Source organism: Streptomyces sp. NPDC052236, assembly GCF_044548015.1.
Taxonomy (GTDB): domain Bacteria; phylum Actinomycetota; class Actinomycetes; order Streptomycetales; family Streptomycetaceae; genus Streptomyces.
This window is the reverse complement of record NZ_JBIUBL010000003.1, coordinates 183309-201350: the sequence shown is the minus strand read 5'-3', so window position 1 is coordinate 201350 and position 18042 is coordinate 183309. Positions and strand designations below refer to the sequence as shown.

Here is an 18042-nt window from a genome sequence, read left to right as displayed (position 1 = left end):
GCATTGTACGAGGGGGAGCCGACGGCCCGGCCGCCTCTGTGAGAGGCAACTCAGTCAACCGGCGCGAGCGCCGTGGCGGCAGAGCGCGCGCGGCACGGATGAGGGCACTCCATTCACACCCCGTGCGAATTGCCCTCTACTAGGCTGGTCGCACCGAGTTACCCTCCGGAGCGCTTCTTATGCAGCCCAATACCCTGCTCGACGCCCTGCTCGATGAGGCGGGCATCTCCAACGCCGGGCTCGCCGCCCGCGTCAACCACGCCGGCCGTGCGAGAGGCCTGTCACTGCGGTACGAACACACGGCCGTGGCACGCTGGTTGAAGGGCCAGCGCCCGCGCGGCCAGGTGCCCGACCTGATCTGCGAAGTGCTCGCCGGGCGGCTGCGAAGAGCGATAGCACTCGGCGACATAGGCCTCGGAGGGCCGGGGGACTCGATCATGCCTGTCGGCTCGCCGCTCTCCGGTTTCGTGGAGCGGGCCACCGCGCTGTGGCGCTCCGACGAGCAGCAGCGCCGCCACATCATCGAGGCGCCCGCGGTGACGGGCACGCCCGCCGTCATGCCCGTATGGGAGTGGGAGAACCCACCCGAGGACTCGGACGTCTCGCGCCTGGGACAGACGCGCGTCGGCATGGCCGACATCAAGATGCTGCGCGCCGCCCGCGCGCACTACGAGCTGCTGTACCGCAAGGCGGGCGGCATCGCCACCCGCACCCGCATCGTCGGCTTCCTCAACGCCGAGGCCGCGCCTCTGCTGCGCGGCGGCTACAGCGACGCGCTCGGCCGCCAGCTGCACCGTGCGACGGGCGGTCTGGTGGCCGTCGCCGGCATCTGCGCGTACGACTCCGACGCGCACGGCCTCGCCCAGCGCTACTTTCACCAGGCGCTGCGGCTGGCAAAGGCCAGCGGGGACAGGGGACTTGGCGCGTATGTGATTGCCCTGCTGGTCAATCAGTCGCTGTTCATGGCCGAGTACCGGCAGTCGGTGGCCTTCGCGGAGGCGGCGCTGCGGGCCGCCGGACGGCAGATCACCCCGGCGCTGGCTGCCGATCTGTACGCCATGCAGGCGAAGGCGTACGCCCATCTGGGTGATGGAAGCAGCGCCCTGCGGTGCATCGGGCGTGCGGAACTGGAAGCGGACCGGATCCGTCCGGGGCACGAGCCGGACGAGACCGGCTACGTCCAGCCGGGCCTGGTCAACGTACAGGTCGCGGAGGCCCTGTTCAGCCTCGGTGATCTCGCGGGGGCACGGGAGCATGCCGCGGCGGCGGTCGATACGCCGACGCACGACCGCGGCCGGGTGCACCGGCTCGCCATGCTCAGCCAGATCGAGCTGCGCCAGGGAGAGGTGGACCGGGCGGCGCGGACGGCGGCGGAGATGGTCGAGCGGGCCAGGGGGATGGAGTCGCAGCGGCTCAGGGACCGGCTGCGCGCCGTGCGCGAGCATCTGGTGGCCAGTGGCTGCACCAATGCGGAGGAGGCGGCCGAGATGATCGACGGGGCACTGCGCGTTCCGCTGTGACTGATCTACTGCTGCCATATTGCCACCTACGTCTCGAAAGGTGGCAGAAAAGTGCAGTGGACGAAACTAAGCGAACAAACTGTGTACGAGAATCGCTGGTTCAGGGTCAACCTGGCCGATGTCGAGCTCCCCGACGGCAGGCACCTGGATCACTTCCTCATCCGGCTCCGCCCGGTCGCCGTCGCGACCGCGGTCAACGAGGCCAACGAGGTGCTGATGCTCTGGCGGCACCGCTTCATCACCGACAGCTGGGGCTGGGAGCTCGCCGCGGGTGTCGTCGAGGACGGCGAGGACATCGAAGCCGCGGCGGCGCGTGAGATGGAGGAGGAGACCGGCTGGCGGCCGGGTCCCCTCCAGCACCTCCTCACCGTCGAACCCGCCAACGGACTCATCGACGCGCGGCACCACCTCTACTGGTCCGAGGAAGCGACCTACATCGGCTATCCGGAGGACGACTTCGAGTCCTCACGCCGCGAGTGGATACCGCTGAAACTGGTGCCCGACATGATCGCCCGCGGGGAGATCCCGGCCGCCAATATGGCGGCCGGGCTGCTGATGCTGCACCATCTCCGCCTCGGCTGACGCCCCTCGCGGCTGCCTGCCCCGCCGGTGCCGTTACCGGCCCAGCGCCTGCCACACCGCTACCGCCAGCGCTCCCAGCGCGGTCAGTGTGGCCACGGTGGGCAACGGCCATCTGGTGTGTTCGATGGACCCGACGCGTGCGGCCAGATCGGCCAGATCCCGGTCGATCTGGTCGTTGCGGTGTGAGAGCAACGCGAGTTGCCCGTCGATCTGGGCAAGGCCGACGTCGAGGTTGCGGCGTAATTCAGCGAACTCTTCGACGACCACTAAGTGACTAGGGTCGGTGGTCACGGACTGACTCTCCTCTTCGAAACGGTTGGGCAGCGAACCCTTGACTGGCCGGCTGACTGACTTGGTTGAACGGAACCGAGTCAACCGATTGTGACCGGAGGGCGGGAGCGTGTGTGCGGGGCATATGCGGGCACGCCCCGCACACTCCGTGTGAATAGGGGGTGCGAATCCCTCACCGTGCGCTACCGGACGGCGGCCTTGGCGGCTCTGTCCGGAGTAAGAGGGACCGGCAATTGGGGAGCGGCGTCGCCCCAATTGCCGGTCCCTCTCAGTGCCCCTACCCGGGATACGGGTAGAACCCGGCGCCCGTCTTGCGGCCGAGCCGTCCCGCGTCCACCATCCGCTGCAGCAGCGGCGGCGCGGCGTACAGCGGCTCCTTGAACTCCGCGTACATCGAGTCCGCGACCGAGGCGACCGTGTCCAGGCCGATCAGGTCGGCGAGCTTCAGCGGGCCCATCGGGTGGGCACAGCCGAGCTCCATGCCGTTGTCGATGTCCTCGCGGCTCGCGATGCCCGATTCGAACATCCGGACCGCGGCGAGCAGATACGGGATGAGCAGGGCGTTCACCACAAAGCCCGACCGGTCCTGGGCGCGGATCGCATGCTTGCCCAGCAGGTTCTGGACCACGCCCTCGGCGCGCTTGATCGTCTCCTCGGAGGTGGTCAGCGCGGGGATCAGTTCGACCAGCTGCTGCACCGGCGCCGGGTTGAAGAAGTGGATGCCGATGACCTGGTCCGGGCGGGAGGTCGCGACGGCGAGCTTCACCAGCGGGATGGAGGAGGTGTTGGAGGCGAGGATCGCGTCCGGGCGGGTCACCACCTGGTCGAGGACCTGGAAGATCTCCGTCTTGACCTGCTCGTTCTCCACGACGGCCTCGATGACGAGGTCGCGGTCGGCGAACTCCCCGAGGTCGGTGGTGAAGCTGAGCCGCTCCAGCGCCTCGTCGCGCTCCTCGGCGGTGATCTTGCCGCGTTCGGCGGCCTTGGAGAGGGAGTTGTGCAGCCGGGTGCGGCCGATCTCCAGGGCCTCGCCGGTGGTCTCGGCGACCCTTACTTCGAGGCCGCTGCGGGCGCACACTTCCGCGATGCCCGCGCCCATCTGGCCGCAGCCCACCACTCCGACGCGTGCAATGTCGGCCATTGAGTCCGTCACCTCGTGCCTTTCGCTTCGCTGAACGTTCGCTGGTACGACCCCACGACGTTACTCCGGGCGCAGGTGTGGACGACTGCCAGGGGCGGGCATGATCAGCGCGTACGGAAGCGGTACGACACCGATACTCTGGCGTACATCCAGAACGCAGGGCACGCAGAGGTGCGCAGGGCGCAGGGACGCGGGGAACGGCATATGGAGCATACGGCGCAGGTTGGCAGAAGAGGTTTCGTGGTGGCGGCGGCCGGTGCGCTGGCCGCGCTGACCATGGCCGGGGACGCGGCCGCGGCCCGGCCCCCCCGGCCGCTGCGCCGGCGGCACCGGGCGCTCGGCGAATTCCGCGGTATGTGGCTCGCGACCGTCGCCAACCGCGACTGGCCGTCCCGGCAGGGGCTGAGCGCCGCCGAGCAGCGCGCCGAACTGATCGCCTACCTCGACTCCGCCGTGGCCCGTCGGCTGAACGCCGTGGTCTTCCAGGTCCGGCCCACCGCGGACGCCCTGTGGCCCTCGCCGTACGAGCCCTGGGCGGAGTGCCTCACCGGCGTACAGGGCCGCGATCCCGGCTGGGATCCGCTGGGCACCGCCGTGACCGAGGCCCACCGGCGCGGCCTGGAGCTGCACGCCTGGTTCAACCCGTACCGCGTGGCGAATCACACGGACCCCTCCCGGCTGGTGGCGAGCCACCCGGCGCGGACACATCCGGAATGGATCCTTCCGTACGGCGGGAAGTTGTACTACAACCCCGGGCTGCCGGAGGTCCGGAGCTTCGTCCAGGACGCGATGACGGACGCCGTCCGCCGCTACGACATCGACGCCGTCCACTTCGACGACTACTTCTATCCGTATCCGGTCGCGGGCCAGGCCTTCGGCGACGACGCCGCCTACGCCCGCTACGGCGCGGGCTTCGGCGACAGGGCAGCCTGGCGGCGGGACAACACCGACCGGCTGGTGCGCGAGATGGCCGCCCGGATCCGGGCGGCCAAGCCGGACGTCCGCTTCGGCATCAGCCCCTTCGGCGTATGGCGCAACGCCGCCACCGATCCGCTCGGCTCCGACACGCGGGCGGGCGTGCAGACGTACGACGATCTGCACGCCGACACCCGCAAGTGGGTCAAAGAGGGCTGGATCGACTACATCGCCCCCCAGATCTACTGGAACATCGGCTTCGCCGCCGCCGACTACGCCAAGCTGCTGCCCTGGTGGAACAGTGTCGTACAGGGCACGCCCGTCGATCTCTACGTCGGTGAGGCTCTCTACAAGGCGGGCGCCGCGGGGCAACCCACGCCCTGGCAGGACCCGGCCGAGCTCTCGCGTCACCTCACCCTGGCGCGCCAGTACGCCGAGGTCCGCGGCCACTGCTTCTTCTCGGCGAAGGAAGTCAGGACGGACCCCGCCGGGGCGATGGCCAGAGTGGTGGCCGATCACTATCCGACCGCGGTGCTGCCGACGCTGCGACGACCGGTTCAGCCGCGGCGAGGTCCGGTCTGACCCGGTCCCGTCTCACCCCGTCCGGTGTGGCGTACGACGGTGTCGGGGCCGGGCGACATCACCGACTCGTGCCCGTCGTCCTCGTAGCGGACGCGGAACGGCGGATTGCCCTGAGCGCCCAGTACCTCAACGACTTCGGCGACCCGGTCGTGCTGTCCCACGGTCCTGCCGTGCATCAGCAGTTTGTCGCCCACGTTCGCTTGCATCGGGAGTGACCTCCTCGATCCTCGAATCTACGTTTCGAGTCTACGGCGGACAGCGCGCGTCGCACCCTAGGTGCGGGCGCGCTGGGTGACCGCGATGCACACCAGAACGGCCGCCGCGGCCACCGGCGCCGCGGGCGACAGGCGCTCGCCCAGCAGGGACACCGACCACACGAGGGTGAGGAGCGGCTGCGCGAGCTGGAGCTGGCTCGCCCTGGCGATGCCGATCGAGGCCATGCCCCGGTACCAGACGTACAGGCCGAAGAACGTCGAACCGGCCGCCACCCAGAGCAGCCCGATCACGCCGTGCGCGCTCAGCCGCACCGGTTCGACGGCCAGGGCCACCGCCGAGCCGGTGAGCGTGAGCGGCAGGCAGAGCACCAGCGCCCAGCCGATCACCTGCCAGCCCGGCATCCGGCGGGCCAGCCTGCCCCCCTCGGTGTAACCGGCCGCGCAGACCAGCAGTGCCCCGAAGAGATACACATCGCCCGTCTGGAGCGCGCCGCCGCTCTCCCGCACGGTGAAGGCGATCACGACCGCCGCCCCGGCGACGGCCGCCAGCCAGAAGGTACGCGAGGGACGGCGGCCGGTGCGTACGGCGGCGAAGGCCGCGGTGGTCAGCGGCAGAAGTCCCACGACCACGGCGGCATGCGAGGTGGTCGAGGTCTGGAGCGCGAGGGTGGTCAGCAGGGGGAAACCCACGACCACACCGCCGGCCACCACCGCGAGCCCCGCCCAGTCGCGCCGGGCGGGGAGCGGCACGCGCAGCGCCAGCAGAAACCCGCCCGCGAGGACCGCGGCGAGCACGCTCCGTACGGCGACGAGCGACCAGGGGCCGAAACTCTCCAGGCCCCAGACGGTGCCCGGGAAGGTGAGCGAGAAAGCGACGACGCCCAGCACGGCGAGGAGGGTGCCGCTGCTGGTGACCGCTATCGGTATGGGCTGGGTAGCGCTATCCTGTGCTGTCATGCAAGAGCGTAGCAGTGTGGCGGAATTGGCGAATTCGCTGAAACAGGAGCTCAACCGCTACTCACCAGGTGGAAAGCTGCCATCGAGCCGGGCACTCATCGAGCGCTACCGGGTCTCCCCGGTGACGGTCTCCCGCGCACTCGCCCGGCTCGCCGCCGAAGGTCTTGTCGTCACCCGCCCGGGCGCCGGCGCCTTCCGGGCGCACCCCCGTGCCGCCGCCCCGTCGTCCGGGGACACCTCCTGGCAGGAGGTCACCCTCAGCGCCGACGCCACCGCCGAACTGGCCCCGCGCGCCGTCGACGCCTCCGGCGTCCTGGTCACCCTCGCCGCGCCGCCGCCGGGCGTCGTGGAGTTCAACGGCGGCTACCTGCACTCCTCCCTTCAGCCGGAACAGGCGATGGCCGCCGCCCTGGCACGGGCCGGACGGCGGCCCGGCGTCTGGGGCAGACCGCCTTCCGACGGACTGCCCGAACTGCGTGAGTGGTTCGCCCGCGGCCTCGGCGACACCGTGTCCGCCGCGGACATACTGATCACGGCGGGCGGCCAGTCCGGCCTGACCACCGCCCTGCGGGCGCTCGCCCCGCCCGGCGCCCCCGTCCTCGTCGAGTCGCCCACCTACCCGGGCATGCTGGCCATCGCCCGCGCCGCCGGGCTGCGGCCGGTGCCGGTCCCGGCGGACGCCCAGGGCGTACGTACGGAACTGCTCGCCGCCGCCTTCCGGGCCACCGGAGCGCGGGTCTTCGTCTGCCAGCCCCTCTTCCAGAACCCGACCGGCGCGGTGCTCTCCGCCGAGCGCCGCCCCGAAGTACTGCGCATCGCGCGCGAGGCGGGGGCCTTCGTCGTGGAGGACGACTTCGCCCGCCGCCTGGGCCACGAGGACGCGGGCACGCTGCCCAGGCCGCTCGCCGCCGACGACCGCGACGGGGTCGTCGTCCATGTCAGCTCGCTCACGAAGGCCACCTCACCGAGCCTGCGGGTGGGCATGCTGGCGGCCCGCGGGCCCGTCATGGAACGGCTGCGCGCCATCCAGGTCGTGGACAGCTTCTTCGTACCCCGCCCGCTCCAGGAGGCGGCCCTGGAACTGGTCGGCTCACCTGCCTGGAGCCGCCATCTGCGCGCGGTGGCCGCGCAGCTGAGGACGCGCCGGGACACGATGACCGCCGCGCTGCTGCGGGACCTGCCGGAACTGGCCCTGCCGCACACTCCGTCCGGCGGCTACCACCTGTGGCTGCGGCTGCCCGACGGCGCGGACGAGTCGGCTCTGTTCTCCGCGGCGCTGCGCGCCGGGGTCGCGGTGGCGCCGGGCCGCCCCTACTTCTGCGCGGAACCTCCGGCCGGGCATGTGCGGTTGAGCTTCGCGGGGGTGGCGGGGCCGGCGGAGATCGAGGAGGGCGTACGCCGCTTGCGCGGCGCGTGCGACGAGGTGCTGGCGTAGGCCCTGGTCGGGGGCGCTGCCCCCGAACCCCCGCTGGGGCTCCGCCCCAGACCCCGCACCTCAAACGCCGGCGGGGCTGGGTTTCCGCCGGCGGGGCAAGCCCACCGTCAGTGATCCGCGCAACACGGCGTCGGGTCCGGCGCCTCGAACGGCACCAGCGTGCCCCCCACCGCCGGCATCACCGTGAGCACCAGCCGCCCGGCCCGCCACTCGGGCCGCACATGCTCGCGGGTGACGATCACCCGCCCCGGGTCGGCGGGCCCCGGCGCGCCCAGTGCCGTGACCTCGTCGACGCCGGAAGCGGTCAGCAACTCCACGACGGTGACGGTGCCGGTCAGGGCAGCCGAGCCGGGAAAGAGCACGACCCGGCCCCCCGTACGGGCCGTGTGCTCGGCGGCTGCCTGCGCCGCTCCCGCCGCCAGGTCCGCCGGTCCGTGACGCCGGTCGCCGAACGCCCCGCCCGTCTCCTGCCGTGCGGTGATCCGCCGCCAGGCGTCGTACGCCCCCGCCTCGCCCGACTGCGCGGAAGGCAGCGCGAAGGAGAGCGCGATACGCGGACGCCCGCCGCGGATCAGATGCGTACAGGCGAACACGGTGGCGGACGGGGCGAGTTCGCGTACCAGACGATCGGCGTCGGGCAGGCCGGTGCAGCCCACGTCGACGCCGATCACGGTCAGCGAGGAGGTCATGCGGGCAGTACCCAGATGGGGTTGGAGTAGAACCACAGGTCGTTCCACGGGTCCGCGTCGCCGACGACATCGAGCGCCGGGCCCGCCGGGTCGACCGAGGCGCCGCCGATGCCGACCGCGGAGCGCTTGCCGTCCGAGCCGCGCAGCCGTACGTACAGCGGGCGGTCGACCCGGCCGAGCCGGTAGGTGAGCTTGACCGTGCCCGCTGTCTGGTTGACCTCGAAGGACTGGACAACCTTCGCGGTCGGCGCGGTGAAGGTGTCCCGGTCGGAGACCGGCCCGGTCACCTGCCCGCGGATGACGTCGACTCGCGCCAGCTCCGGTACGAACTGCGCCCAGTTGGGGGAGTCGGCGAGCGCGATGTCGATGCTGAGCTCGACGTCCGTACCGCGCCTGACGTGCAGCGCGCCGCCCAGCGTGGCCCACCGGCCGCCGCCCTTGACGCGTGCGTCGAGCCCGCTGATCAGGCCACCGTGGTCGACCCAGACCCGGCCCGCCCTGATGCCGTCCATGACGGCGGCGTACGAGTGGCCGTCGGCGCCCACATGCGTACGGCTGTACTGGCCGGGCCAGTAGTCGCCCTGCGTCAGGTCGAGCCCGCCGGAGTAGACCGGGTCGGTGTGCTTGCCGTTGGCGGCGTAGTCGGTGTCGGGGCCGCCGCGCTTGGCGGTGTCGGCGTACACGTTGTGCGAATCGGAGTTGGCGGTGATCCACCAGGGCTTGCCCTCGGCGAGCAGGCTGTCCCACAGTCCGCCGACGGTGGAGGTCATCCAGTCGAAGCCGCCCCAGGTGCGGTAGCTCTCCAGCGGGTATCCGGCGAAGGAGTTGGCGCTGGGGTTGTTGTCGTAGATGCCGCGGGCCCGGCCCATGCCGGCCGGGGCGGCGATTCCGGCGGCCTGGTGGCCGGGCGCGCCCTCCATGCCCACCGCGATGAGGCGCGACGGTGTGGCGTCCCGCCAGGCGCGGATCTCGTGCGGTGAGTCGACGCCGCGCCGCGCGGGGTGGTTGGCGAGCATCAGCGCGTCCTTGACCTTGCGGCGCTGGATCTGCTCGGCGAGGAACTGGAGGCCGGAGATGGCCAGCGCCTCATTGGCGGGAGTGTTGTCACTGGCCTTGCGTACGCTGCCGTCGAAGGAGGTCTCGAACTCCTTGAGTACGGCGACCTCGTTCTTGCCGGGGTGGACGAAGACGGTGGCGTGCTCGGCGGCCGGAATGTTCCACTCCAGGCCTTGGAAGACGAGGGAGTCCGGGAACTCCGCGCGCGCTTGCTTGATGTCCGGATTGACCTTCTCCACACCGATCTTGGCGTGTGTCTCGCTGCCGTGGTCGGTGATGACGAGCCAGTCCATGCCGTGCCGGGCGCCCTGGCGCACCTGGTCGATGACGCGGTACTTGCCGTCGCTGCTGTACTGGGTGTGGATGTGGTGGTCGCCCGCCAGCCACAGGAAGCCGTCACGGCTGCGGGTGGCACGGCCCGCGCGGCTCTCGCTCGCGGCGGCGACGTTCGCCCCGCCGAGCACACCGGCCCCGGCGATGCCCGCTCCGAGCAGGCCCGCGCGGCGGAGCATGGTCCGGCGGGAGTGCTGGTCCGGGCTCAGTTCGCTGTCGGGCACGGAAGTGTCGAGCGCGGGCGGCAGCGTTTCGGCTTCCAGTCCGTGGTGGTGCGAGTCGTGCGAGTGCGGGTGGTGATGCCCATGGCTGTGGCCGTGGCCCATCTCAGCTCCTGAGTCGGTTGCCGATGCTGCGGCTCAGAGGATCACTGAGGTGAATGAACGTAGAACCATCTACGGATGAGCGCAGGGGGGCGTGGAGAGGGCGGGACCGTGCCATCGTGGGCGGATGACAAGCGAGACAGAGGCGGAGGCCGGGGCAGAGGCCGAGGCCAAGTGGCTGGCGACCCAGCGTCCGTCGCGATTCCGCGAGGTCCAGGCCGGCAGCCTCGGCTGGACCGAAGTCGATCTCATCGACGTCGAGCACGAGTTCACCCGGCCGTTGCGTGACGGTCTGGAAGTGTTCGGTGTCCGCGTCAACTATCTACGAGTGGGCCAGCCTCGCCACCTCGTCGCCGCGCTGGACGGCAGCCGCCCCATCGCACCGTATGTGATCGTGTCCTGCCACGGTGACGAGGGCCGCATCCTCATGGCTGAACTGGCTGAGGAGCTCGCCGGATTCCAGCCGTTCAACGGCGCTGTCGGCCCCGACCGCGTACGTGAACACTTCCGCCTGCCGGGCAGCGTCGTCCTCGTGACCGGCTGCGACACCGGCGATCCCGCACTCGCCGACGCCTTCCTCGATGCGGGCGCCAGTGCCTATATCGCCCCGCACGGTGCGCCGTTCGGATACGCGAGCGTGTTCGCCCCGCTGTTCTTCTTCTACGAGCTCACCGAGAGGCGCACACCCGAGGAGGCTGTCGAGCGCCTGCGCGCGCACGACGGCGAACTCGCCATGTGGCGGTTCTACCAACGCTGAGCCGGTGAGCCATGTCCTACGAACGGGCTTCGGCTGTGCGCTTGAGGTTCTCCAGCCAGCCGCGCAGGGAGGCGTCCAACGCTCCTTGGGCGTACGGGATGTTCGCCTCGACCGGGGCCCCGGACCAGGACTCCTCCGTGTGTACGAGCACACCGTGGCGCGTAGGCGTGAATGTCCACACATGCACTGCGGTGATCCCGTTCGCGGGGCCGCCCCACACGAGCCGGCGCAGGGGCTCGACCTGCTTGACCGTAGAGGTGACGTCCAGACCCTGGACGTGCCAGCGGAACACCGACCCGGGTTTGAGGCGGCCGGAGTCCTCCCGCTGCACCGAGTTGACGTCGGGCTGCCAGGACGGCCAGTTCTCGACGTCGGTCTGGACGTCCCAGACCTGCTTCAACGACGCGCGGATGAAGATGTCGTCACGGGTGATGACGGGGGCGTGCCGGTCGATGACTGTGTCTTGGCGGCCATGGCTCTGGCCCTGTGCCGTGACGGGCGGGTGCGCCGGGTGGGCGGCGGCCGTGGTGGCGAGCCGGCCGGCGGAGAGGCCCAGGGCGAGCGTGGTCAGGAGAGCGGCGGTGGCCCAGCGGGGCGGCTGCGGAATGGTGCTGTTCATGATGGTGCCCTTCGCGCGAAGTCTGAGAAGTCTGACTGGAGCAGGAGACAGGAGATACGGGGTACTTCAGCCCGCGCTGGGCACCTCGGACTCGGACTTGGGCTCGGACTCGGGGTTGGAGTCCGGTACGAGTACGACCTTGCCGGTGACGGTCCCCGACTCGGCCAGCTCCATCGCGTCGGCGGCTCTGCTCAGCGGGATGCGGGCCGCCACCTGCGCGGTGATGGCGCCGTCGGCGAGCAGCCCGAAGACGCTGGTCAGGTCGGAGCGCAGGCGCTCCTGGAAGGTGTCCGCGCGGCGCTTGCCGGCCCAGATGTTGTAGAAGTGGGTGTGCTTGCCGTTGGGCAGCGCGTTCCACAGCAGGAGCCGGCCAACCAGCTTGAGCACCGGGAGCTTCGAGGAGCCCGCTTCGTTCTTGGTGGCCGCCGTCCCGTAGGAGACGAGCATGCCGTCGGGGGCGAGGAGATTGAACGAGTCGACGATGCCTTCTCCGCCGACATGGTCGAAGACGGCGTCGACTCCGTCCGGGGCGAGCGCGCGCACCTCCCCGGGCAGGTCGGGGGCACGGTAGTCCAACGGGGTGGCCCCCAGGGCACGTACCGCGTCGTGGTGGCGCGGGGACGCGGTGCCGATGACACGTACACCGGCATGGGCGGCCAGTTGGACGAGGGTCGACCCCACGCCGCCGTTGGCCCCATGGACGAGGATGGTCTGACCGCTACGGATCTTGGCCAGGCCGTGGAGCATCTGCCAGGCGGTGATCCCGTTGACGACGACCGTCTCCGCCTCGGCCGGGTCGATTCCCTGGGGCACCTCGACCAGGTCGGCGGCCTTGACAATGAGGTGGCTGGACCAGCCGCCGACCTTGGTGAGGACGGCGAATCGGCGGCCGGTGAGCGTGGCGTCGGTGGAGGGACCTGCCCGCAGGACGGTGCCGACCACGTCGTAGCCGGGGACGAAAGGGAAGGGCGGCTGGTCGTAGTACTTGCCTCGGCGCATCTGCTGCTCGGCGAACGAGACACCTGACGCCTCGACGGCCAGCAGGACCTCGCCGGGACCCGGCTCCGGCGCGGGGCCGACCCGGACCTCAAGGCCCGAGGGCTCGACGATGCCGGGAAGGACAACCTCTGTGGCCAGATCGGCGCCGGCCATGCGTGCGTTCGTCATCATCACGATCTCCTCGTGTTAGGCATCTAGCCTTTTGTTAGAGCATCTAACGCAAGAATGATCCTCTCTGTGAATCCTGTCAAGTGCTTCGGTTCCGGGTGCGTGCTGCGTGAGTTATAGGCTGTCTCAACTGTTAGCGGCTAGCATGTGAGTCCGAGCCCCATTGACGAGACCCGATCGAGAGGAAGGTGAAGGCATGGCCGTGGAGCCTTCCCGTAATCCCGGCAAGAAGGGCCCGCGCGAGCGTTTTCGCGCACAGGTCCGCGAGGAAGCAAAGGCTGTGGCTGAACGGCAGTTGGCGGAAGGAGGGCCCGAGGCCCTGTCCCTCAACGCCATCGCCAAAGAGCTCGGCATGACAGGGCCGGGGCTCTACCGCTACTTCGCCAACCGGGACACCCTGCTGACCGAGCTGGTCATCGACGCCTATCGCGACCTCTCCACCGCCCTCGCGGTCCCCCTCGCCGGAAGCCAGGGCTCACCGGGCGGCGCCCCCGACCGGCTCTCCGCGGTCACCAGCGCCTACCGCGCCTGGGCCGTGGCCGAACCGCACCGCTACCGGCTGCTGTTCCGGGCACCCCTCCCCGGCTATGACGCGCACTCGCCTGATCTGGTGGAGGCGGCGCGGCGGGCGATGGACCTTCTCCTCGGCGTCATGAACGACCTGATGAGCAAGCGCGAGGCGGGGGGCGACCCGGCGGCCGAGGCGGCGTCGCTGGCGATTCTCCTGTGGGCGCGGCTGCATGGGCTCGTCAGCCTGGAGATCGAGGGAAATTTCGACTCGATGTCCGTCGACCCGGCGCCTCTGTACGAGTTGGAGGTGACGGACATCGTCCGCCGTGCCCAGGAGCCGCGCTAGACGTCCAGAGGCCCGTCGGCCAGAGCTCCGCTCCGGCCGGCGGCCGGATCCCCGTCTTCCCCGTCTTCCCCGTCTTCCCCGGGCGTGCTCGGGAACATCAGCAAGGCGCTGCCGCTGATCAGGCCCACCGCGCTCATCCCCAGGGTGAGGCGCAGTAGCCGCAGGCCGCCCTTCCACTCGTGGGGAGCTCCGAAGACGATCCAGAAAAAGAGGGTGATGCCGATGAGGAGCACGGCCACAGCGCATAAGCGGCGTACAGCGAGATTCATACGCTCATGATCTCAGCCGACGTAGTGCGACAAGCGCCGGTAGACAGTGTCTATTCGATGAGGTAGACACTGTCTATGAGTGAACAGGAAGCGGGTCTGCGTGCCCGGCTCGTGGCGGCCGGAGTCGAGCTGGTCACCACCCGGGGAGTGGAGGCGCTGTCCCTGCGCGAGATCGCCCGCGCCGCCGGGGTCTCGCACGGGGCACCTCGGCGCTACTTTCCGACCCATGTGTCCCTGCTGTCCGCGATCGCCCGCGAGGGCTTCGCCGAGCTGGCGGGCAGGGCCGCCGACGCCCTTGAACCGGGCAACGGTGGCGAGGAGAACCCGCGCGACCGGGTCGCTGCGCTGTGCCGCGTCTATCTGGACTTCGCGCGGACCAACGGCGGCATGTTCGAGCTGATGTTCCGTCACGATCTGCTCAAGAGCGGACACCTCGGACTGCGCGAGACCAGCCTGCCCCTCTTCGGCCTGTTCGTGGACTGTGTGGCCCAGGTCCCGACGCGGCCCGCCGGCGTCGCGCCGCAGGTTGTCGCGAGCGGGCTGTGGGCGAACCTGCACGGCATCGCCCAGCTGTGGGGGTGGGGCAGCCTCCAGCTCGCGACAGGCACCGACGACGTCGAACCGCTGCTGCGTACGATCCTGGACGCCCATCTCGGCCAGGACGGCCAGGACCGCCGGGACGGTTCATGAGTACGGCGTACCGGCGGCTCACGCTCACCGGCAGCGTCGTCGGAGCGGCGGTCGTCGCCCTCGACGGAACCGTCCTGACCATCATTCAGCCCACCATGCAGCGGGATCTGCACGCCTCCTTCGACCAGGTGCAGTGGACCAGCACCGGCTATCTGATCGCGGTGGCGAGTCTGCTTGTCTTCGCGGGCCGCATCGGCGACCGGTATGGCCACCGGCAGGTCTTCGCCGTCGGAATCCTCGGATTCGGCGCGGCCTCCGCGGGGATCGGCCTGGCGCCGGGAATCGGCTGGGTCATCGCGCTCCGCGTCCTCCAGGGCGTCTTCGGCGCGCTGCTTCAGCCCGCCACCCTCGGGATGCTGCGGGCCGCCTTTCCGCCCGACCGGCTGGGGATGCCCATCGCGCTGCGCACCAGCGCCATCGGAGTGGCGGCTGCGGCGGGCCCGCTCGTCGGCGGGGCGCTGGCCGCGCGGTTCGACTGGCGGGCGGCCTTCTTCCTCAACGTCGTACCGGCGCTGGTGATCGGAGTGCTCCTCCTTGTCGTACGGGAGCCTTCCGTGCGCGGCGCGAAACCAGCCCGGGTGGCCGCCGCCCGCGTGCCCGGCACCGGGCTTGATCTGCCGGGCGCCTGCCTCCTCGCGGTGACCCTGGGCGGCTTGGTGCACGCGCTTGTCTCCCTGCCGGAGGGCGGCCGTACGGCGACGACCGTGACCACTGTGACGAGCTTCGCCGTGGCCGCCGTCGCCGGTGGAGCGTTCGTACGACACGAACGGCGCACCCCGAACCCGCTGGTGCCGCCGGAGGTCCTCGGATCGGTGGCCGTCACCTCGGCGCTCGGGATCCTGGTGTCCGCGTCGGCTGTGCTGTTCGGCGCGCTGTTCGCCGGTACGTACTTCCTGCAGGACACCCTGGGGCTCGACCCCTTCCGGAGCGCCCTGACGGCGCTGCCCGGAGCGGTGGCGATGGTGCTGGGCGCGCCGGTCGCCGCCGTACTGCTGCGCCGATACGGCCCACGGCCCACGACCGCGGCCGCGATGACCCTCCTCGCGCTGGGCGCTCTCGTGCTGTCGCGCCTCGGCGCGGATTCGCCCACGGCGGCGATCGGCGGCGGGTTCCTCCTGGTGGGCGCCGGCTTCGGCGGCGCGATGGTGTCAGCGACGGCTGTCATCGTGCGCCACGCCCCCGCGGAGCACGCCGGGGTGGCGGGCGGGCTTCAGCAGACCGCCATGAACGTCGGCCCCACGCTGGGGGTCGCCGCGGCGACCGCTCTGCTGACCCTTGCCGCGCCGGGCGCCGACCGGTCCGGTGAGGCCTTCGTCTCCGCGATGGGCCCTACGCTGACGGTGCTCGCGGCCGTGGCTGCCGCGGGCGCGTTCCTGGCGACCGGGCTGCCGGGCCGTACGACGGGAGCCGTGGCCCCGCAGCCGCGGACCACCGTGTAGGCGGTCTCGCAGATTCCGGGGCTACGACCGGCGGCCGGGCTTGGCCCGCTTGCCGCCTTTGGCGCCGCCGGAACCTCCGGAACCGTTCCGAGGGCTCTTGCCGGTCGACCTGCCTGCTGCGGGCTTCTGCCGTGCGCCGCCCTTCGCGCCACCCTTGGCGGCGGGCTTGTCGGCGCGCTTTTCGGCGCGCTTGCTCTTGGGCTGTGGCGGGGTCGGCCGGCCCCGGGAGCTGTTGACGGTCCGCCCGCGGACGATGCCGATGAATTCCTCCACCAGCTCAGTGGTTTCGTCCTCCGGCCACGACAGCGCGATCCGCGACTCGGGGGCGTCCGAGACCGGCCGGTACGTGAGGTCCTTGCGGTGGTGCAGACGGGCGAGCGACTGCGGGACGAGGAGCACTCCCACTCCCGCCGCCACCAGTTCGACGGCGTCCGCGGTTGTGGCGGGGCGCTCGTTCGCGGGCCGTCCCGGCAGGCGCTCCCAGTCGAGGGTGTCATCGAGGGGATGCAGCACGAGCTCCTCGGCCAGCTCCTCGGCGGACACCTCGTCGGCCGTCGCCACGATGTGGTCCTTCGGGACTACGACCACCGTCGCCTCGGTGTAGAGCGGGATCGCGCTGAGGTCCGTCCGGTCGATCGGCAACCGTACGAAACCCGCGTCGGCGCCGCCGCCGCGCAGCACGTCGGGTGCTTCGGCGGGGGACACCGCGATGAGGGTCAGCGGGACGCCGGGCAGCCGCTCGTTCCAGATGCGCACCCACTTGGTGGGCGTCACGCCGGGGACATAGGCGAGCCGGAACGAAGGGGGTACTTCCGAGCCTGTCACTCCGCCAGGTTACCGGTGCTGGTCGGAGCTAGCGCACGCGTTCGATACCCTTGACATCATGATGTCGCACCAGACTGCCCAGACGATGAAGCCCGCGACCGCGGCGAAGAAGCTGGGTGTGTACCTCGAGGCCACCCCCACCGAGTTCCAGGAGGGTGTCGTCTCGCGCACCGAGCTGAGCTCACTGCAGGCCGATCCGCCGGAGTGGCTGCTTGAACTGCGCCGCACGGGTCCGCACCCCCGGCCGGTGGTCGCGGCGAAGCTGGGCGTCTCCATCGCGGGTCTCGCGCGTGGCGGGGTCACGGAGGCCCTCACCACGGAGCAGATCGACGCGCTGAAGGCGGACAGCCCCGAGTGGCTGCGGCAGGAGCGGGCCACGCAGGCCGAGGTCCGGAAGGAAACGGTCCGCATCAAGGAGAAGAACGCGGAGCGCGCCGATCAGCCCCGCCGACCGCGTTCCTGACCCTGATCCGACCCTTCGCAGAGTCGCTGTGCGCCCCGCCCAAACCGCGACCTCAAGCCCCCGGTGTTGTCACGATCAGCGCCGTGTCTAGGGTGCCGGCATGAGCTCGCAGACGTACCTCTCCGAATTGTTCTCGCTGGACGGCCGGGTCGCCGTGGTGACCGGCGGCAGTTCCGGCATCGGCCGGGCCATCGCCACGGCTCTCGCGCATGCGGGGGCGAGCGTCGTGGTCGTGGCGCGCAAGGAGGCGGAGCTGGCCGCCACGGTCGGTGAGCTGGCGGCGGCCGGTTGCCGGGCGGCCTGGGTGAGCGCCGACCTGGGCACCCGTGACGGCGTGCGCGAGGCTGCGGAGAAGGTGGCCGAGGCGTTCGGGGAGCCCGACATCCTCGTCAACAGTGCCGGAATCAACCTGCGACCGCCGATGGGCGAGCTGGGCGATGAGGTGTGGGACACCACGATGGCGGTGAACCTGGAGGCGCCGTATCTGCTGGGACAGCGGTTTGGCCCCGGCATGGCCGAACGGGGCTTCGGGCGGATCATCCACATCACCTCCCAGCAGGCGCATCGGGCGTTCGTCCAGAGCGGTGCCTACGGGGTGTCCAAAGGGGCGTTGGAGTCTCTGGCGCGTTCACAGGCCGAGGCATGGTCGCCGTATGGCGTCACCTGCAACACGCTCGTGCCGGGTTTCGTGCTGACGCCGCTCAACGAGCGGCTGTCGGCCGACCCCGAGAAGGTGGCGGCGCTGGCCGCGCGCACGATGGTCGGGCGCAACGGTCTGGCGGAGGACTTCGCGGGAGCGGCGGTGTTCCTGGCGAGCCACGCCTCCGCCTACGTCACCGGGCAGGCGATCTTCGTCGACGGTGGGTTCTCCGTTCACTGAGCCGACGCCCACACAGGCCGGGTCATCGCGTCCGTACC

At 70.8% G+C, this 18042-nt stretch carries 20 protein-coding genes; 10 read left to right on the top strand and 10 right to left on the bottom strand.

Annotation, left to right across the window (positions count from 1 at the left end):
* The first annotated feature begins 179 nt into the window (after positions 1 to 179).
* Positions 180 to 1520, top strand: coding sequence for a transcriptional regulator (locus tag ACIHCQ_RS07865; protein ID WP_399658902.1), 1341 nt, complete (start codon positions 180 to 182; stop codon positions 1518 to 1520).
* Between the two features lie 51 nt (positions 1521 to 1571).
* Positions 1572 to 2102, top strand: coding sequence for an NUDIX domain-containing protein (locus ACIHCQ_RS07860; protein ID WP_399658901.1), 531 nt, complete (start codon positions 1572 to 1574; stop codon positions 2100 to 2102).
* A 33-nt stretch (positions 2103 to 2135) separates the two neighbouring features.
* On the opposite strand, the gene ACIHCQ_RS07855 is transcribed toward ACIHCQ_RS07860, so the two are convergent.
* Together ACIHCQ_RS07855 and ACIHCQ_RS07850 are read right to left on the bottom strand one after the other, a co-directional pair.
* On the bottom strand, positions 2136 to 2393 hold the full coding sequence (locus ACIHCQ_RS07855) for a hypothetical protein (RefSeq protein ID WP_399658899.1): 258 nt from the start codon (positions 2391 to 2393) through the stop codon (positions 2136 to 2138).
* Positions 2394 to 2670: 277 nt separating this feature from the next.
* On the bottom strand, positions 2671 to 3534 hold the full coding sequence (locus tag ACIHCQ_RS07850; protein ID WP_399658897.1) for a 3-hydroxybutyryl-CoA dehydrogenase: 864 nt from the start codon (positions 3532 to 3534) through the stop codon (positions 2671 to 2673).
* 204 nt (positions 3535 to 3738) lie between these two features.
* Here ACIHCQ_RS07850 and ACIHCQ_RS07845 point away from each other — a divergent pair, with 204 nt between their 5' ends.
* The gene (locus tag ACIHCQ_RS07845) at positions 3739 to 5031 is read left to right on the top strand and encodes a glycoside hydrolase family 10 protein (protein WP_399658895.1); all 1293 of its coding nucleotides are present in this window, start codon (positions 3739 to 3741) and stop codon (positions 5029 to 5031) included.
* Here ACIHCQ_RS07845 and ACIHCQ_RS07840 read toward each other — a convergent pair.
* Positions 5007 to 5237 (bottom strand): DUF1918 domain-containing protein, encoded by a 231-nt coding sequence (locus ACIHCQ_RS07840; RefSeq protein WP_399658894.1) that lies wholly within the window; start codon positions 5235 to 5237, stop codon positions 5007 to 5009. The genes ACIHCQ_RS07845 and ACIHCQ_RS07840 overlap by 25 nt on opposite strands.
* 66 nt (positions 5238 to 5303) lie before the next feature.
* Positions 5304 to 6203 carry a DMT family transporter gene (locus ACIHCQ_RS07835; protein ID WP_399658893.1) on the bottom strand — a complete coding sequence of 300 codons (900 nt, stop codon included), beginning with the start codon at positions 6201 to 6203 and terminating at the stop codon, positions 5304 to 5306.
* On the opposite strand from ACIHCQ_RS07835, the gene ACIHCQ_RS07830 reads away from it, so the two are divergent.
* Positions 6202 to 7638, top strand: a complete 1437-nt coding sequence (locus ACIHCQ_RS07830) for a PLP-dependent aminotransferase family protein (RefSeq protein WP_399658892.1) — start codon at positions 6202 to 6204, stop codon at positions 7636 to 7638. The two genes, ACIHCQ_RS07835 and ACIHCQ_RS07830, sit on opposite strands and share 2 nt — an antisense overlap.
* A 107-nt stretch (positions 7639 to 7745) precedes the next feature.
* On the opposite strand, the gene ACIHCQ_RS07825 is transcribed toward ACIHCQ_RS07830, so the two are convergent.
* Positions 7746 to 8327: a hypothetical protein gene (locus tag ACIHCQ_RS07825; RefSeq protein WP_399658891.1), complete on the bottom strand. Its 582-nt coding sequence runs from the start codon at positions 8325 to 8327 to the stop codon at positions 7746 to 7748.
* On the bottom strand, positions 8324 to 10042 hold the full coding sequence (locus ACIHCQ_RS07820) for a PHP domain-containing protein (protein WP_399658890.1): 1719 nt from the start codon (positions 10040 to 10042) through the stop codon (positions 8324 to 8326). Before ACIHCQ_RS07820 ends, ACIHCQ_RS07825 begins: the two co-directional genes overlap by 4 nt.
* A 124-nt stretch (positions 10043 to 10166) precedes the next feature.
* Here ACIHCQ_RS07820 and ACIHCQ_RS07815 point away from each other — a divergent pair, with 124 nt between their 5' ends.
* Complete coding sequence (locus ACIHCQ_RS07815) at positions 10167 to 10796, top strand: hypothetical protein (protein ID WP_399658889.1); 630 nt, start codon at positions 10167 to 10169, stop codon at positions 10794 to 10796.
* Between the two features lie 16 nt (positions 10797 to 10812).
* Here ACIHCQ_RS07815 and ACIHCQ_RS07810 read toward each other — a convergent pair whose 3' ends face one another.
* Together ACIHCQ_RS07810 and ACIHCQ_RS07805 are read right to left on the bottom strand one after the other, a co-directional pair.
* Positions 10813 to 11415 (bottom strand): SRPBCC family protein, encoded by a 603-nt coding sequence (locus tag ACIHCQ_RS07810; protein ID WP_399658887.1) that lies wholly within the window; start codon positions 11413 to 11415, stop codon positions 10813 to 10815.
* 66 nt (positions 11416 to 11481) lie between these two features.
* Entirely contained in the window at positions 11482 to 12585 is a 1104-nt protein-coding gene (locus ACIHCQ_RS07805) for a medium chain dehydrogenase/reductase family protein (RefSeq protein WP_399658886.1), read from the bottom strand.
* Positions 12586 to 12778: 193 nt separating this feature from the next.
* On the opposite strand from ACIHCQ_RS07805, the gene ACIHCQ_RS07800 reads away from it, so the two are divergent.
* A complete protein-coding gene (locus ACIHCQ_RS07800; RefSeq protein ID WP_399658885.1) occupies positions 12779 to 13438 on the top strand; it encodes a TetR/AcrR family transcriptional regulator in 660 nt (219 codons plus the stop codon).
* On the opposite strand, the gene ACIHCQ_RS07795 is transcribed toward ACIHCQ_RS07800, so the two are convergent.
* Positions 13435 to 13707 carry a hypothetical protein gene (locus tag ACIHCQ_RS07795; protein ID WP_399658884.1) on the bottom strand — a complete coding sequence of 91 codons (273 nt, stop codon included), beginning with the start codon at positions 13705 to 13707 and terminating at the stop codon, positions 13435 to 13437. The genes ACIHCQ_RS07800 and ACIHCQ_RS07795 overlap by 4 nt on opposite strands.
* A 75-nt stretch (positions 13708 to 13782) precedes the next feature.
* On the opposite strand from ACIHCQ_RS07795, the gene ACIHCQ_RS07790 reads away from it, so the two are divergent.
* Both ACIHCQ_RS07790 and ACIHCQ_RS07785 read left to right on the top strand, forming a co-directional pair.
* Positions 13783 to 14397: a TetR/AcrR family transcriptional regulator gene (locus tag ACIHCQ_RS07790; RefSeq protein WP_399658882.1), complete on the top strand. Its 615-nt coding sequence runs from the start codon at positions 13783 to 13785 to the stop codon at positions 14395 to 14397.
* On the top strand, positions 14394 to 15836 hold the full coding sequence (locus tag ACIHCQ_RS07785) for an MFS transporter (RefSeq protein WP_399658881.1): 1443 nt from the start codon (positions 14394 to 14396) through the stop codon (positions 15834 to 15836). The genes ACIHCQ_RS07790 and ACIHCQ_RS07785 overlap by 4 nt, the downstream gene beginning before the upstream one ends.
* 21 nt (positions 15837 to 15857) lie before the next feature.
* Here ACIHCQ_RS07785 and ACIHCQ_RS07780 read toward each other — a convergent pair whose 3' ends face one another.
* The gene (locus tag ACIHCQ_RS07780; protein ID WP_399658880.1) at positions 15858 to 16661 is read right to left on the bottom strand and encodes a LysR family substrate-binding domain-containing protein; all 804 of its coding nucleotides are present in this window, start codon (positions 16659 to 16661) and stop codon (positions 15858 to 15860) included.
* Between the two features lie 58 nt (positions 16662 to 16719).
* On the opposite strand from ACIHCQ_RS07780, the gene ACIHCQ_RS07775 reads away from it, so the two are divergent.
* Both ACIHCQ_RS07775 and ACIHCQ_RS07770 read left to right on the top strand, forming a co-directional pair.
* On the top strand, positions 16720 to 17124 hold the full coding sequence (locus ACIHCQ_RS07775; protein WP_399658879.1) for a DUF5997 family protein: 405 nt from the start codon (positions 16720 to 16722) through the stop codon (positions 17122 to 17124).
* A 100-nt stretch (positions 17125 to 17224) separates the two neighbouring features.
* Positions 17225 to 18004: an SDR family NAD(P)-dependent oxidoreductase gene (locus tag ACIHCQ_RS07770; RefSeq protein WP_399658878.1), complete on the top strand. Its 780-nt coding sequence runs from the start codon at positions 17225 to 17227 to the stop codon at positions 18002 to 18004.
* Positions 18005 to 18042 lie beyond the last annotated feature (38 nt).

Coding starts and splice junctions, on each gene's coding strand:
- ACIHCQ_RS07865 (WP_399658902.1), top strand. CDS start 180: ATGCAGCCCAATACCCTGCTCGACGCCCTGCTCGATGAGGCGGGCATC.
- ACIHCQ_RS07840 (WP_399658894.1), bottom strand. CDS start 5,237: ATGCAAGCGAACGTGGGCGACAAACTGCTGATGCACGGCAGGACCGTG.
- ACIHCQ_RS07785 (WP_399658881.1), top strand. CDS start 14,394: ATGAGTACGGCGTACCGGCGGCTCACGCTCACCGGCAGCGTCGTCGGA.
- ACIHCQ_RS07845 (WP_399658895.1), top strand. CDS start 3,739: ATGGAGCATACGGCGCAGGTTGGCAGAAGAGGTTTCGTGGTGGCGGCG.
- ACIHCQ_RS07810 (WP_399658887.1), bottom strand. CDS start 11,415: ATGAACAGCACCATTCCGCAGCCGCCCCGCTGGGCCACCGCCGCTCTC.
- ACIHCQ_RS07850 (WP_399658897.1), bottom strand. CDS start 3,534: ATGGCCGACATTGCACGCGTCGGAGTGGTGGGCTGCGGCCAGATGGGC.
- ACIHCQ_RS07815 (WP_399658889.1), top strand. CDS start 10,167: ATGACAAGCGAGACAGAGGCGGAGGCCGGGGCAGAGGCCGAGGCCAAG.
- ACIHCQ_RS07800 (WP_399658885.1), top strand. CDS start 12,779: ATGGCCGTGGAGCCTTCCCGTAATCCCGGCAAGAAGGGCCCGCGCGAG.
- ACIHCQ_RS07825 (WP_399658891.1), bottom strand. CDS start 8,327: ATGACCTCCTCGCTGACCGTGATCGGCGTCGACGTGGGCTGCACCGGC.
- ACIHCQ_RS07775 (WP_399658879.1), top strand. CDS start 16,720: ATGATGTCGCACCAGACTGCCCAGACGATGAAGCCCGCGACCGCGGCG.
- ACIHCQ_RS07770 (WP_399658878.1), top strand. CDS start 17,225: ATGAGCTCGCAGACGTACCTCTCCGAATTGTTCTCGCTGGACGGCCGG.
- ACIHCQ_RS07795 (WP_399658884.1), bottom strand. CDS start 13,707: ATGAATCTCGCTGTACGCCGCTTATGCGCTGTGGCCGTGCTCCTCATC.
- ACIHCQ_RS07820 (WP_399658890.1), bottom strand. CDS start 10,042: ATGGGCCACGGCCACAGCCATGGGCATCACCACCCGCACTCGCACGAC.
- ACIHCQ_RS07835 (WP_399658893.1), bottom strand. CDS start 6,203: ATGACAGCACAGGATAGCGCTACCCAGCCCATACCGATAGCGGTCACC.
- ACIHCQ_RS07830 (WP_399658892.1), top strand. CDS start 6,202: ATGCAAGAGCGTAGCAGTGTGGCGGAATTGGCGAATTCGCTGAAACAG.
- ACIHCQ_RS07805 (WP_399658886.1), bottom strand. CDS start 12,585: ATGATGACGAACGCACGCATGGCCGGCGCCGATCTGGCCACAGAGGTT.
- ACIHCQ_RS07790 (WP_399658882.1), top strand. CDS start 13,783: ATGAGTGAACAGGAAGCGGGTCTGCGTGCCCGGCTCGTGGCGGCCGGA.